Here is a 13,795-nt window from a genome sequence, read left to right on the forward strand (position 1 = left end):
TTCGGGGGCCCGGACCGGTCGCGGTCCATCAAGCGGACGTGAAAGCTGACGTCAGCGCTCCGACAGCGCCTTCTCGCCGGCCCTGCGCATGGCGTCCAGGGGGGCAGGGAAGCGGCCCGTCATCTGCTCGACCTGCAGGACGGCCTGGTGCACGAGCAGGTCCAGGCCGCTGACGACGGCGCCGCCGTACGCGCTCCACCGGGCCGCGAGGGCGGTCGGCCAGGGGTCGTACAGCACGTCGAACAGGGTCGCCGGACGCTCCGGTACGGCGGCGGCCAGCGCGTCCGTCGTCCCGGCCGGTGTGGTGGCGACGACCAGCGGGGCGTGCAGCGCCCGGTCGGCGTCCGCCCAGTCCGCGATGCGGACGTCGACGCCGAGCCGCTCGCCCCACTGCCGCATCTCGGCGGCCCGCGCACCGCTGCGGACGTAGGCGACGATCTCGCCGGTGCAGATCCGGGCCAGGGCGGCCAGCGCGGAGGACGCGGTGGCGCCCGCGCCGAGGATCGCTGCGGAGGCGACCTCCTCGATGCCGCGCTCGCGCAGCGCGGCGACCATCCCGGGGATGTCGGTGTTGTCGCCCGCGCGCCGCCCGTCGTCGGTGAACACGACCGTGTTCACCGCCTCCACCGAGGCCGCCGTGTCGCTGATCGAGTCGAGCAGCGGGATGACGGCCCGCTTGAGCGGCATGGTCAGGGACAGCCCGGCCCACTCGGGACCGAGCTTCCCGACGAACCCGGGCAGCGCCTCCTCGTCGATCTCGAACCGGTCGTAGGACCAGTCCGTCAGCCCCAGCTCGTCATACGCGGCGCGGTGCAGCACCGGGGAGAGGGAGTGGGCGATCGGGGAGCCGAGGACGGCGGCTCGGCGCTTGCTGACGGTGCCCGTCATTGACCCTTCTTCTGCTCTTCGAGGTACTTCTGGCGGTTGCGGTTCTGCTCTTCGTTGGTCTCGGCGAAGAGCGTCTCGTTGTCGTTGATCGAGACGAAGTAGTACCAGTTTCCCTCGGCCGGGTTGAGGGCGGCCTTGATGGCCACCTCTCCGGGGTTGTCGATCGGCCCGGGGGGCAACCCCTTGATCTTGTACGTGTTGTACGGGTCGTCGATCTGCCGCAGCGCGTTGACGGAACCCGTCGCCAGCTTGGACTGGCCGCGCAGGTAGTTCACCGTGGAGTCGAAGTCGAGCAGGCCGTAGGTCTCGGTGTTGTCGGGCTTGAGCCGGTTGTAGACGACCGTCGCGACCTTCTCGAAGTCGTGCTTGTACTTGCCCTCGGCCTGGACGAGGCTCGCGACCGTCAGGACCTGCAGGGGGTTCTGCAGGTTGAGGCTCTCGGCCTTGTCCTGGATGCCGAACTCGGCGTACTTCTCCTTGGCCGTGTCGACCATCTGCCGGAGGACGTCCTCGGGCTTCATACCCTTGGCGACCGGATAACTGGAGGGATACAGGAATCCTTCCAGCGGGTCCTTGACGCCCTTGGCTCCGTCGGCCCAGTCGGGCAGGCCGAAGGTCTTCCACTCCTTCCTGGCCACGTCCCGGGTGGTGCCCGCCTCGAGCTTCAGACGGTCGTCGATGGCCGCGTAGATCCTGGAGTTGCGCCAGCCCTCGGCGATGATCAGGTTGTTCTTGCTCTTCGGGCTGAGCATCAACTGCACCGCCGCGGCCGCGGACATGTGCTTGTTCAGGGTGTACGTGCCGGCCTGGATGGTCTTGCCGTCCGGGTTCTGCTCCTGCGCCGCGACGAACGCGTCGACGCTCTTGACGACACCGGCCTGCTTCAGCACCTGGCCGATGGCGTAGCCGCCGGAGCCCTTGGGAATGGTGACCGTCACCTGCTCGCCGTTGCCGTCACCCGCATAATCGGGGGCCGGGCCGAAACGATTTTGGTAGAACTGGTAACCGAGGTACCCGACTCCGCCCACACCCCCGACAAAAACCAGGACGACCACCAGGCAGGCGACTCCGCTGCGGCCCTTCTTGGCCTTGCCACCGCGCCCCCGCCGGTCGCCGCGGCCGCGCCGGCCGTCCGGTTCGTCGTCGGTGTCGTCGTCGCCGTCGTCGCCCGCGAAGAAGGCGTGTTCGCCCTGGTCGGGCCCGGGATCCCAGTCGGTCTCGGGCTCCGGCTCGGCGCGTCGCCGATGCGGCGGCTCGGGGGGCGGATACGCGTCGGGCGTCTGGTAGAAGTCGGGCTGTCCGTCGGCGTAGGCACCCGGCTGGGCGCCGTACGGGTCGACGGGGTCGGCGGGGTAGGGAGCCTGCGGCCGGCCGCCGTCCCAGCCGCCGTTGCCGTACTCCTGCTGCGGCTGACCGCCGTACTGCGCTCCACCCTGCTGCGGGTACTGCTGCCCGCCCTGATCCTGTGCGTACTGCTGCCCGCCCTGATCCTGCGGGTACTGCTGCCCGCCCTGATCCTGCGGGTACTGCGGACCGCCCTGACCCTGGGGGTACTGCGGACCGCCCTGATACTGCTGCCCGCCCTGGCCCGCGTACTGCTGGTAGCCCTGCTGCCCCTGGCCGTACCCGGCCTGATGGGCGCCCTCCCAGTCGCCGTAGTGCTGCTGCGGCTGCTGCGGATACTGCTGCTGGCCCCCGTAGGGGGACGGGGCCACGTCGGCCTGCTGCCCTCCCCATCCGACGTCCCCGTACAACGGGTCCTCCGGATGCCACGGTGCGGGGCCTGGGCCCCGGCCATACTCAGTCATCGATCCCCTAGAGCCGCGAGGCGGCGGTCACGCGGCGCGTGTGGCCCGGCTTCCGGTCCGCCTCTTTTGCTGTGCGGCGGCTGTTCGAACACCGCCACATCGCGCGGAACGTTACCGTATCGCGATCAGATGACCACTTCGACGCCCTCGCCGGGAGATTTCCCTGACACCCGTTCGGATTCCAGGGCCTGCTGCAGGATGACGACGGCGGCGGCCTGATCGATGACGGACCGGCCCTTCTTCGCCTTCACGCCCGAGGCACGCAGTCCCTGACCGGCCGTCACCGTGGTCATCCGCTCGTCCACGAGCCTGACCGGAACCGGCGCCGCCAAACGTGCCAGTTCCTGGGCGAAGCCGCGGACCTTCACCGCGGCGGGGCCCTCGCCCCCCGAGAGGGAGCGAGGGAGGCCGATGACGATCTCGATCGGCTCGTACTCCTCGACGAGCTGCTTCAGCCGGCGGTGGGCTGCGGGGACGTCCCGTCCCTGGACCGTCTCCACCGGGGTGGCGAGGATCCCGTCGGGGTCGCAGGAGGCGACCCCGATGCGGGCGTCGCCGACGTCGATGGCGAGTCGGCGTCCTCTTCTCATGCTCGTGACCGTTTCCCGCTCGTTCCTACCGGGCGCTCTCGGCGACCAGACGCTGGACGGCGTCCACTGCGTCCCCGACGGCGGCCGGGTTCTGCCCGCCGCCCTGGGCGACGTCCGGCTTGCCGCCACCGCCGCCGCCGAGGGTCTTCGCCGCCGTGCGGACCAGGTCGCCGGCCTTCAGCCCGCGCTCGCGGGCCGCCTCGTTGGTGGCGATGACCGTCAGCGGCTTGCCCCCCGTGACGGCGAACAGGGCGACCACGGCGGCCCGGCCGCCCTGGATGCGGCCGCGCACGTCCAGGACCAGTTTGCGCAGGTCGTCGGCGGTGGTGCCGTCCGGCACCCGGCCGGTGACGACGGCCACACCGCGGACGTCCTCGGCGGACTCGGCCAGCCCGGCGGCGGCCTGCAGCACCTTCTCGGCGCGGAACTTCTCGATCTCCTTCTCCGCGTCCTTCAGCTTGCCGAGCATGCCCGCGACCTTCTCCGGCAGTTCCTCGGGGCGGCCCTTGAGCAGCTCGGTGAGCTGGTTGACGACCGTGTGCTCACGGGCGAGGAAGGTGTAGGCGTCCACGCCGACCAGGGCCTCGATGCGCCGCACCCCGGAGCCGATCGAGGACTCGCCGAGCAGCTTCACCAGGCCCAGCTGGGCGGTGTTGTGCACGTGGGTGCCGCCGCACAGCTCCTTGGAGAAGTCCCCGATGGTGACGACGCGGACGCGTGCGCCGTACTTCTCGCCGAACTCGGCGATGGCGCCCTGCTTCTTGGCCTCCTCGATCCCCATGACGTCGGCGCGCACGTCCAGGTCCCGGGCGAGCACCTCGTTGATCTTCTGTTCGACGTCGGTCATCACCGAGTGCGGGACCGCGGACGGGGAGCCGAAGTCGAAGCGGAAGCGGCCGGGCTGGTTCTCGGAGCCGGCCTGGGCGGCCGTGGGGCCGAGGGCGTCGCGCAGCGCCTGGTGGGTGAGGTGGGTGGCCGAGTGGGCGCGGGCGATGGCCTTGCGGCGGCGGGCGTCGATCGAGGCGTGGGCCTTGGCGCCCACGGTCACCTCGCCGACCTGGACCACGCCCTTGTGGACGTAGACGCCCGGTACCGGCTTCTGGGTGTCGCGGACCTCGATGACGGCACCGGACTCCACCTTGATGCGTCCGGTGTCGCCGATCTGGCCGCCGCCCTCGGCGTAGAACGGGGTGCGGTCCAGGACGATCTCCACCTCGTCGCCCTCGGTGGCGGCCGGGGAGGAGGCGCCGTCGACGAGGATGCCGACGACCGTGGACTCGCCCTCGGTGTCGGTGTAGCCGGTGAAGTCGGTCTCACCTGCGCTGTCGGCGATCTCGCGGTAGGCGCCGAGATCGGCGTGGCCGGTCTTCTTGGCCTGGGCGTCGGCCTTGGCGCGCTCCCGCTGCTCCTTCATCAGGCGGCGGAAGCCGTCCTCGTCCACGGACAGGCCCTGCTCGGCGGCCATCTCCAGGGTGAGGTCGATCGGGAAGCCCCAGGTGTCGTGGAGCAGGAACGCCTTGTCGCCGGAGAGCACCGTGCCGCCGGTGTCCTTGGTCTCGCTCACCGCGGAGTCGAGGATGTTGGTGCCGGCCTTCAGCGTCTTCAGGAAGGCGGCCTCCTCGGCCAGGGCGACCTTCTCGATGCGCTCGCGGTCGGTGACGAGCTCGGGGTACTGCTGCCCCATCATCGCGATCACGGTGTCGATCAGGTCCTTGACGACCGGACCGGTGGCGCCGAGGAGGCGCATGTTGCGGATGGCGCGGCGCATGATGCGGCGCAGGACGTAGCCGCGGCCCTCGTTGCCGGGGGTCACGCCGTCACCGATGAGCATGGTGGCGGTGCGCATGTGGTCGGTGACCACGCGCAGGGAGACGTCCGAGTCATGGGCGTCGCCGTAGGAGACACCGGTCAGCTCGGTGGCCTTCTTGATCACGGCCATGGAGGTGTCGATCTCGTACATGTTCTGCACGCCCTGCAGAATCATGGCGAGCCGCTCGAGGCCGAGCCCGGTGTCGATGTTCTTGCTCGGCAGGTCGCCGAGGATCTCGAAGTTGTCCTTACCGGTGCCCTCGCCGCGCTCGTACTGCATGAAGACGAGGTTCCAGATCTCCACGTACCGCTCGTCGTTGACAGCGGGGCCGCCCTCGGCGCCGAACTCGGGGCCGCGGTCGTAGTTGATCTCGGAACAGGGGCCGCAGGGGCCGGGCACGCCCATGGACCAGAAGTTGTCCTTCATGCCCAGGCGCTGGATGCGCTCGGCGGGCACGCCGATGACGTCGCGCCAGATCTGCTCGGCCTCGTCGTCGTCCTTGTAGACGGTGATCCACAGGCGCTCGGGCTCCAGGCCGTAACCGCCCTTGTCCTGGGGCGCGGTCAACAGCTCCCAGGCGAGCTTGATGGCGCCTTCCTTGAAGTAGTCGCCGAAGGAGAAGTTGCCGCACATCTGGAAGAACGTGCCGTGCCGCGTGGTCTTGCCGACCTCTTCGATGTCGGGCGTGCGCACGCACTTCTGCACGCTGGTGGCGCGCGGGAACGGCGGCTTGACCTCACCCAGGAAGTAGGGCTTGAAGGGCACCATGCCGGCCGGGACGAGGAGCAGAGTCGGGTCGTCCGCGATGAGCGACGCCGAAGGAACGACGGTGTGACCGCGCTCCTCGAAGAAGCTCAACCAGCGGCGGCGGATCTCGGCCGACTCCATCAGTGGTCCTCATTCCGGTTGTACGGGTGCGTCGGGCTCTCGACGTACTTCGGGCTGTTGCGGTTCTCGATGGCGGCGTGCCGCCGGGGGGCGGGGAGTTGGTCCACGGGTGCGTTCAGACCGAGTGCCTCGCCCAGTTCGGCCTCCCGCTGGAGCATGCCCGCGCGGACGTCGAACGCGAAGTCCGTCGCACGGTCCTTGATCCGGTGGCCCGCGGCGAGGGCCTTGTTCGCCGCCTGGGCGGCGAGGCTCTCGGGGGTCAGCTGCCTCAGCTTGCGGTTGACCTTGGTGGTGGCCCACACACCGGCGGCGACGCCCGTGGTGAACCAGAAGGTACGGCGGAACATCGCTCGGTCAGTCTCTCTTTTCCCGGGTGTTCCGCTTCCCCCGTCGCGGGGACGGGACGGTGCGGCCCACGATCACGGTACGCCGGGGCGCCTTGGCGGGTTCGTCCTCTCGACGGCCGGCGATCGCCCGGCGCACGCCGTAGCCGAACGCCGCGACCTTGACCAGGGGGCCGCCGAAGGTGGACGCCACGGTCGTCGACAGCGCCGACGCGTTCGACGTGACCTCCTGGACGTCCGACGCGATCGCGTCGACCCGGTCGATCTGGGTCTGCGCCGAGCGCACCGCGGTGGAGGCGTCCGCCAGCAGCGGCACGGCCTGGTCGGTCACGTCCGCCACCAGTTTGGTGGTCGCCTTGAGCGTCTGGGCCAGCCTCGCCAGCGCGACGGCGAGGAAGGAGACCAGGATCGCCCAGAAGACGGCCACCAGGATCCCGGCCACCTCTCCACCGGACACCGCGTGCACCCGCTCCCCTAGAACGTGCCTGAACGTCGAAAAGTCGTCTCCCGAGCCTATCGCGCCGGGACGGCCGACCCGTACCGGATTCGGGGCCGCGGACAGCGGGAGTTGCGCGACGCGCCGGTACGGTCGCGCAGGGGGCGCCGCGTTCCTTGCGCGGCTCCCGGCTCCCGGCTCCCGGCTCCCGGCTCCCGGCCCCTGGCTCCCGGCCCCTGGCCCGGCGAACGCGCCGGCCCGCCGGCTCGCCCGCCCGGGAGGGCGGGGAGACGGCGGGCCGACGTGCTGGGAGTACCGCGTCCGACGAGAGCGTCAGCGGGCGTAGTACTCGACGACGAGCTGCTCGTCGCAGATGACCGGGACTTCCTTGCGGTTGGGCTCGCGGTCCAGGCGGAACGCCAGGGCCTTGAGGTTCACCTGGAGGTAGCGCGGGGTCTCGCCGTCGGGGGCGAAGCCACCCTCACGGGCGATCTGGAAGAGCGTCTTCTCGCGGCTGCGCTCGCGGACCATCACGACGTCGTCGGGACGGACGCGGAACGACGGCTTGTCGACCTTCTGGCCGTTGACCTCGATGTGGCCGTGCACGACCATCTGACGGGCCTGGTAGATGGTGCGGGCGATGCCCGAACGCAGGACCAGGGCGTCGAGACGGCGCTCGAGCTCCACGATCAGGGCCTCACCGGTCTTGCCCTGCACCTTGGAGGCACGCTCGTAGGCGCGCACCAGCTGGCGCTCGGAGATGTCGTACTGCGCGCGCAGGCGCTGCTTCTCCAGCAGACGGACCTTGTAGTCCGAGTTCTGCTTGCGGCCGCGGCCGTGCTCGCCCGGCGGGTAGGGGCGGGCCTCGAAGTACTTGACGGCCTTCGGGGTCAGCGCGATACCGAGGGCACGCGACTTCTTGACCTTGGGGCGGGACTGGTTCGCCATGAACCGAACACCTCGTGTTTCTGTCTGTAACCGGCTTCACCAGGGTTAGGGGAGGTCGCATCCGCAGCCGGGGAAACCCTGCGGGTCCGCGAGGGACCTGCCGGGCAGCCGCTCCCCTGGTCTGGGCACATACGTGCAGCACGCGAGTGGCCCACCGACCCGTACCCGGGGCTGCCGGGAAGGTGGTGGGCTGCCCGCGACACCGTTCGACGGTGCGCGACGCTCCTGGATCCCCGTGCCGTACGGCCACGAGGTTCCGGCTGGATGTCCCGCTCTGGTGGTGCCGGCCTCCTCTTGTCGAGGTGCCGGACACGGGACGCAGCGCTTCGCGCAAGTCTACAGGGTGGTCAGGACTGCTTCCGCCCGAGGTGCTTGCGGGTCCACTCCACCGCGTCCGCGTACCGTGTCTCGGCGCCGTGGCGGGTCGGACGGTAGTAGGCGCGGTCCTTGAGCGCGTCCGGGGCGTACTGCTGGGCGGCGATGCCCTCGGGCAGGTCGTGCGGATACACGTACCCCTGCGCGTGGCCGAGCTGGGCCGCGCCCTTGTAGTGCCCGTCGCGCAGGTGCGCGGGCACCGGCCCGGCCAGTCCCTTGCGGACGTCCTCCATGGCGGCGCCGATCGCCGTGGTCGCCGAGTTGGACTTGGGGGCCAGGGCGAGGGCGATGGTGGCGTGGCTGAGGGTGAGCGCGGCCTCCGGGAAGCCGATCATGGCCACGGCCTGGGCGGCGGCGACCGCGATCGGCAGCGCGTTCGGGTCGGCGAGGCCGATGTCCTCGCTGGCCGAGATCATCAGACGGCGGGCGATGAACCGGGGGTCCTCCCCGGCCTCGATCATCCGGGCCAGGTAGTGCAGCGCGGCGTCCACGTCCGAGCCGCGGATCGACTTGATCAGGGCGCTCGCCACGTCGTAGTGCTGGTCGCCGCCGCGGTCGTAGGTCACCGCCGCCCGGTCGACGGTCTCCTCCAGGGTGGTCAGGCCGATCTCCGGCTCGCCCTTGTCGAGCGCGGCCCCGGCCGCGGCCTCCAGCGCGGTCAGGGCGCGCCGCGCGTCGCCGCCAGCGATGCGCAGCAGGTGGTCCTCGGTGTCCTCGGGGAGCGTGAGGGCGCCCCTCAGCCCGCGCTCGTCGGTCAGGGCCCGGCGCAGCAGGCCGCGCACGTCGTCGTCCGTGAGCGGCTCGAGGGTGAGCAGCAGGGAGCGGGACAGCAGCGGGGAGATGACCGAGAAGTACGGGTTCTCCGTGGTCGCCGCGATCAACGTCACCCAGCGGTTCTCGACGGCCGGGAGCAGGGAGTCCTGCTGTGCCTTGCTGAAGCGGTGGATCTCGTCGAGGAAGAGGACGGTCTCCTTGCCGAAGCCGCCGCTGGCGCGGCGGGCGCCGTCGATGACCGCGCGGACCTCCTTGACGCCCGCGGTGATCGCCGACAGTTCGACGAAGCGCTTGTTCGTGGCCTTCGAGACGACGTACGCCAGCGTCGTCTTGCCGGTGCCGGGCGGGCCCCAGAGGATGACCGAGGAGGGCCCCGCCGGACCGCCGCCGCCCTCGCCGACCAGTCTCCGCAGCGGTGATCCCGGCTTGAGCAGGTGCTGCTGGCCCACCACCTCGTCGAGGGTGCGCGGGCGCATGCGGACCGCCAGGGGGCTGCGGGTCGGGTCCTTCTCCTGGCGTTCTTCTGCGGCTGCGGTGAACAGGTCGGGCTCCACGCCCAAAACCCTATGTCACCCCGCCGACAACGCCGCCGGGTCCGGTCAGGCCCAGAGCTGGCTGCCCCACCGGGTCAGGATCAGCATCACGATGACGCCGGTGTGCGTGACCGGCAGCACCCAGGTGAACTCGGCCAGGAAGTTCTTCACCGGGCGCGGGGCGGGCAGGAAGTCGTTGCGTACGGTGAACGACGTCACGTACCAGAACATCGTGATCGTCGCGACCCAGGCCAGCGAGCACCACAGGCACAGCGCGTTGATCCGGTACAGCGACTGGAACTGCAGCCAGGTGCAGAACGCCACACCGAAGAAGGTGCCGGCGTTGAAGGTCAGCCAGTACCAGCGCGGGAAGCGGGCACGGGTGAGCAGGCTCATGCCGACGCAGATGACGATGCCGTAGCAGACGAGGCCGAGCATCGGGTTGGGGAACCCGAAGACGGACGCCTGCTTGCTCTCCATGACGCTGCCGCAGGACACGATCGGGTTGATGCTGCACCCGGGGGTGAACGTCTTCCCGCTCACCTTGCCCTCGAGGATCTTGATCTTGTCGATCGTGATGACCCAGGCGGCGAGCAGGCCGGCCGCGCCCGTGACCACCAGCAGCAGCGCGAACGCACGGCTGCCGCCCGCCGCCCGGGACGAGTCCGTGCGCTCCGGCTCGGTGGATCCGGTGGAGACGTCCTTGACTGTCGTCTTGCTCATCACGCCGTTTCCGATGCTCGGGGAAGGGATCTGGCTCGCCGCCATTGTGCCGCACGAGGACGGATCTTCACCCTTCGATGGACACAGGGAGGTACGTACGGCACTCCTGGAGCGTTCGATTCCGGCCGAGTCCGTTCGGTACCACCACACACGCGAACGGACTCGCGGTGAACGTCCGGGGGCTGCACAAGGGATACGGGGACGTGACCGCGGTCGACGGCCGGCGCGGGGCACCCGCGCGGGGCACCCGAAAGTGGGGATCGTCCGGCAGGACGAATCGGCGCCCGCGGAGTTGACGGTCCGCGAGACGGTACCGCACGTCGAGCGCTGCCCTCCGCAGTCCCAGGCAGCCGGTCGGGGGTGGACCACAGGACTGCGGCGATGACCACCGCGATGTGGAGGGGGTGTGACGTTCGGGTGCGCAGCTCGTTGTCCCGGGTGCTCCGACCGCCGTTCCCCGCCGACGCGGGGGTGGTCCAGGCGCCATGAAGAGCGCGAACCGAAGCGGAGCGTGGTCCCTGCCGACGCGGGGTGCCGGGCCGGACGGCCGCGTGCCGTCCGGCCCGTCTGTCACGCGAGCCGTGCCCGCAGCGTTTCCACCGTCTCCCCCAAGGGGACCGCGTGCTGCTCGCCGGACTCCATGTCCTTGAGCTGGACGACCCCTTCTGCCAGGTCACGCCCGCCCAGCACGAGGGCGTAGCGCGCGCCGGACCGGTCGGCCGCCCTCATGGCCGCCTTGAGGCCCTTGGCGCCGTAGGAGAAGTCCGCCGCGATGCCCACCTTGCGCAGCTCGGTGATCTTGGCGAACAGGACGCGACGGGCCTCCTCGCCCAGTGGGACCGCGAACACGCTGGTGCCGGCGGGCAGTTGAAGTTCCACGCCCTCGGCCTCCAGCGCCAGCACCGTGCGGTCGACGCCCAGCGCCCAGCCCACCGAGGGCAGCGAGGGGCCGCCGATCATCTCCGAGAGGCCGTCGTAGCGGCCGCCGCCGCCCACTGCGGACTGGGAGCCCAGGCCGTCGTGGACGAACTCGAAGGTGGTCCGCGTGTAGTAGTCCAGGCCGCGCACCAGCTTCGGGTCGTCCTCGAAGGCCACGCCCGCCGCGGTGATCAGCTCGCGGACCTCCTCGTGGTACGCCTTGCAGGCGTCGCACAGGTAGTCGCGCAGCAGCGGGGCGCCCGTCAGCTGCTTCTGGACCGACTCCCGCTTGTCGTCCAGCACCCGCAGCGGGTTGATGTCGACGCGGCGCCGGGTGTCCTCGTCCAGGTCGAGGCCCCGCAGGAAGTCCTGGAGCGCGGCCCGGTAGACCGGGCGGCACTCCTTGTCGCCGAGGCTGTTCAGCAGGATCCGGAAGTTCCTCAGGCCCAGCGACCGGTACGCCTGGTCGGCGAGGATGATCAGCTCGGCGTCGAGCGCCGGGTCCTCCGCGCCGATGGCCTCGGCGCCCACCTGCGAGAAGTGCCGGTAGCGGCCCTTCTGCGGTCGCTCGTAGCGGTAGTACGAACCGGAGTACCAGAGCTTGACCGGCAGGTTGCCCGCCTTGTGCAGGTTGGCCTCCAGCGCGGCGCGCAGCACGGAGGCGGTGCCCTCGGGGCGCAGGGCGAGCCTGTCGCCGCCCTTCGTCTCGAAGGCGTACATCTCCTTCGTGACGATGTCGGTGGACTCGCCCACGCCGCGCGCGAACAGCTCCACGTTCTCGAAGCCGGGGGTCTCGATGTAGCCGTAGCCGGAGGTGCGCAGCGGCGCCGCGATCGCCTCGCGCACGGCGAGGTACTTGGCGGACTCCGGCGGGATCAGGTCGTAGGTGCCCTTGGGCGCCTTGAAGGTGCTCACGGAAGGTCTCTCGTCACATTCCTCGTCGGGGAGCGGGCTCGGCTCCCTGGCCGGCGGCCACCTGCCGCAGATAGGGGTTGGTGGCGCGCTCCTGGCCGATGGTCGTCTGGGGGCCGTGTCCGGACAGCACCACGGTCGAGTCGTCGAGCGGCAGGCACACGCGGGCCAGCGAGTCGAGCATCTCGGCCATGTCACCGCCGGGCAGGTCGGTGCGTCCGACGGAGCCGGCGAACAACAGGTCGCCCGAGAAGAAGACCGGCGGGATGTCCGCGGTCTCGGGCAGCCGGAAGGTCACCGACCCCTTGGTATGGCCCGGCGCGTGCGCGACGCGCAGGTCCAGGCCGGCCAGCCGCAGGTGCGCTCCGTCGGTCAGCTCCCTGACGTCGTCGGGCTCCCCCACGGTCAGCTCCCCCATCAGCGGCATCCCGATGGAACGCCCGAGCGCCTTCTCGGGGTCGCTCATCATGTAGCGGTCCCGGGGGTGGATCCAGGCGGGCACGTCGTGCGCGCCGCACACCGGGACGACCGAGGCCACGTGGTCGATGTGCCCGTGGGTGAGGACGACCGCCACGGGCTTGAGCCGATGTTTCCTCAGCGCGTCCTCGACTCCCTGAGTGGCCTGGTGGCCCGGGTCGATGATCACGCACTCCTCGCCCGCGGCGGGGGCGAGGAGGTAGCAGTTGGTCCCCCAGGCCCCGGCGGGGAAGCCGGCAATCAGCACGATCGTCCTTCGGTGTGTCGTACGGCGGTGACTCGCTGTGGGTCAGAGCCTACCGGCGCTGCCGATTCCTCAGCGAACCCATATACGGTACGGGGCACGCGCGGGCAGTCGTCACACCAGACGCACGCGTACCGGTCGGCGGACGAGACGCATGAGGAGAGAACCCCGTGGTCACCCAGGAACAGCGGCGGCGACAGCTCGCCCGGGAGAAGTTCTTGCGGCAGCAGCAGCGGCGTACGGAAGCGCGGCGCAAGACGCGCCTGCGCACCTCCGTGATCGCGTCGGTCCTCGGCGTGGTCCTGGTGGGGAGTGTCGTGTCGTACGCGGCGGGCGCCTTCAAGAACGAGGACGAGAAGGCGAACGCGGGGTCCCAGGCATCCCCGAGCGCCGCGGCGACCAGCAAGGCGCCGGACCCGTGCCAGAAGCCCGCTGCGGGCAAGGTCAAGTCGCTGAGCTGGAAGAAGGAGCCGACGATGACGATCGACACGTCGGCGAAGTACACCATGAGGCTCGCGACCACGTGCGGTGAGATCGGCGTCGCGCTGAAGACGGCGGCGGCCCCGCACACCGTGAACTCGTTCAACTTCCTCGCGGGCCAGGGCTTCTTCGATCACACCAAGTGCCACCGGCTCACCACCAACGGCATCTACGTGCTGCAGTGCGGCGACCCCAAGGGTGTCGGCAACGGCGGCCCCGGCTACACCATTCCGGACGAGAACCTCAAGGACAAGAGCCTCAAGGGGAACGTGTACCCGGCGGGCACGGTCGCCATGGCGAACACCGGGCAGAAGCACACCGGCGGCAGCCAGTTCTTCCTCGTGTACCAGGACAGCCAGTTGCCGCCCAACTACACGCCGTTCGGGACCATCGACGCGGCCGGCATGAAGGTTCTGAAGAAGATCGCGACGGCCGGTGAGAGCACCGGTGCGGGCGACGGCGCACCGAACGCAACTGTCGTGATCAACAAGGCGAGCGTGACGAAATCCTGACCGTCAACTGCGGAATTTCGGTCGCGCGGGATGCGGACAGCCGCCCCGCCGGTCGCCTATGTTGGCGGTGACGAAACTGTGGACGATGCCCGGGAGCACTGGAGCTTCCCGCAGGCATCATGTGGAGGAGGCGCT

12 protein-coding genes are annotated in these 13,795 nt (G+C 70.3%); 1 reads left to right on the forward strand and 11 read right to left on the reverse strand.

All coding sequences use genetic code 11. The features are described 5' to 3' along the window. Positions 1-51: 51 nt before the first annotated feature. The 11 genes from ACFYMU_RS09820 to ACFYMU_RS09870 form a co-directional block, all read right to left on the reverse strand. Positions 52-888: a shikimate dehydrogenase gene (locus tag ACFYMU_RS09820; RefSeq protein WP_388370568.1), complete on the reverse strand. Its 837-nt coding sequence runs from the start codon at positions 886-888 to the stop codon at positions 52-54. Beyond that, entirely contained in the window at positions 885-2,696 is a 1,812-nt protein-coding gene (mltG, locus tag ACFYMU_RS09825) for an endolytic transglycosylase MltG (RefSeq protein WP_388370571.1), read from the reverse strand. The genes ACFYMU_RS09820 and mltG overlap by 4 nt, the downstream gene beginning before the upstream one ends. A gap of 125 nt (positions 2,697-2,821) precedes the next feature. Continuing rightward, positions 2,822-3,286, reverse strand: coding sequence for a Holliday junction resolvase RuvX (gene ruvX, locus ACFYMU_RS09830; RefSeq protein ID WP_388370574.1), 465 nt, complete (start codon positions 3,284-3,286; stop codon positions 2,822-2,824). 25 nt (positions 3,287-3,311) lie between these two features. Beyond that, on the reverse strand, positions 3,312-5,984 hold the full coding sequence (gene alaS, locus ACFYMU_RS09835) for an alanine--tRNA ligase (protein WP_388370577.1): 2,673 nt from the start codon (positions 5,982-5,984) through the stop codon (positions 3,312-3,314). Beyond that, positions 5,984-6,331, reverse strand: coding sequence for a hypothetical protein (locus tag ACFYMU_RS09840; RefSeq protein ID WP_388370580.1), 348 nt, complete (start codon positions 6,329-6,331; stop codon positions 5,984-5,986). The genes alaS and ACFYMU_RS09840 overlap by 1 nt, the downstream gene beginning before the upstream one ends. 7 nt (positions 6,332-6,338) lie before the next feature. After that, complete coding sequence (locus ACFYMU_RS09845) at positions 6,339-6,794, reverse strand: DUF948 domain-containing protein (protein WP_388370583.1); 456 nt, start codon at positions 6,792-6,794, stop codon at positions 6,339-6,341. A 303-nt stretch (positions 6,795-7,097) separates the two neighbouring features. Further along, a complete protein-coding gene (gene rpsD, locus ACFYMU_RS09850) occupies positions 7,098-7,712 on the reverse strand; it encodes a 30S ribosomal protein S4 (RefSeq protein ID WP_208781099.1) in 615 nt (204 codons plus the stop codon). Positions 7,713-8,059: 347 nt separating this feature from the next. After that, positions 8,060-9,415, reverse strand: a complete 1,356-nt coding sequence (locus tag ACFYMU_RS09855) for a replication-associated recombination protein A (RefSeq protein ID WP_388370586.1) — start codon at positions 9,413-9,415, stop codon at positions 8,060-8,062. A gap of 45 nt (positions 9,416-9,460) precedes the next feature. Continuing rightward, on the reverse strand, positions 9,461-10,117 hold the full coding sequence (locus ACFYMU_RS09860) for a vitamin K epoxide reductase family protein (protein WP_388370589.1): 657 nt from the start codon (positions 10,115-10,117) through the stop codon (positions 9,461-9,463). Between the two features lie 570 nt (positions 10,118-10,687). After that, positions 10,688-11,950 (reverse strand): histidine--tRNA ligase, encoded by a 1,263-nt coding sequence (gene hisS / locus ACFYMU_RS09865; protein ID WP_388370592.1) that lies wholly within the window; start codon positions 11,948-11,950, stop codon positions 10,688-10,690. Between the two features lie 13 nt (positions 11,951-11,963). Next, positions 11,964-12,671, reverse strand: a complete 708-nt coding sequence (locus tag ACFYMU_RS09870) for an MBL fold metallo-hydrolase (RefSeq protein ID WP_388370595.1) — start codon at positions 12,669-12,671, stop codon at positions 11,964-11,966. A 167-nt stretch (positions 12,672-12,838) separates the two neighbouring features. Between ACFYMU_RS09870 and ACFYMU_RS09875 the strand changes: the two genes are divergently transcribed. Beyond that, on the forward strand, positions 12,839-13,660 hold the full coding sequence (locus tag ACFYMU_RS09875) for a peptidylprolyl isomerase (RefSeq protein ID WP_388370597.1): 822 nt from the start codon (positions 12,839-12,841) through the stop codon (positions 13,658-13,660). Positions 13,661-13,795 lie beyond the last annotated feature (135 nt).

This window comes from Streptomyces sp. NPDC007264 (assembly GCF_042869095.1).
Taxonomy (GTDB): Bacteria; Actinomycetota; Actinomycetes; order Streptomycetales; family Streptomycetaceae; genus Streptomyces.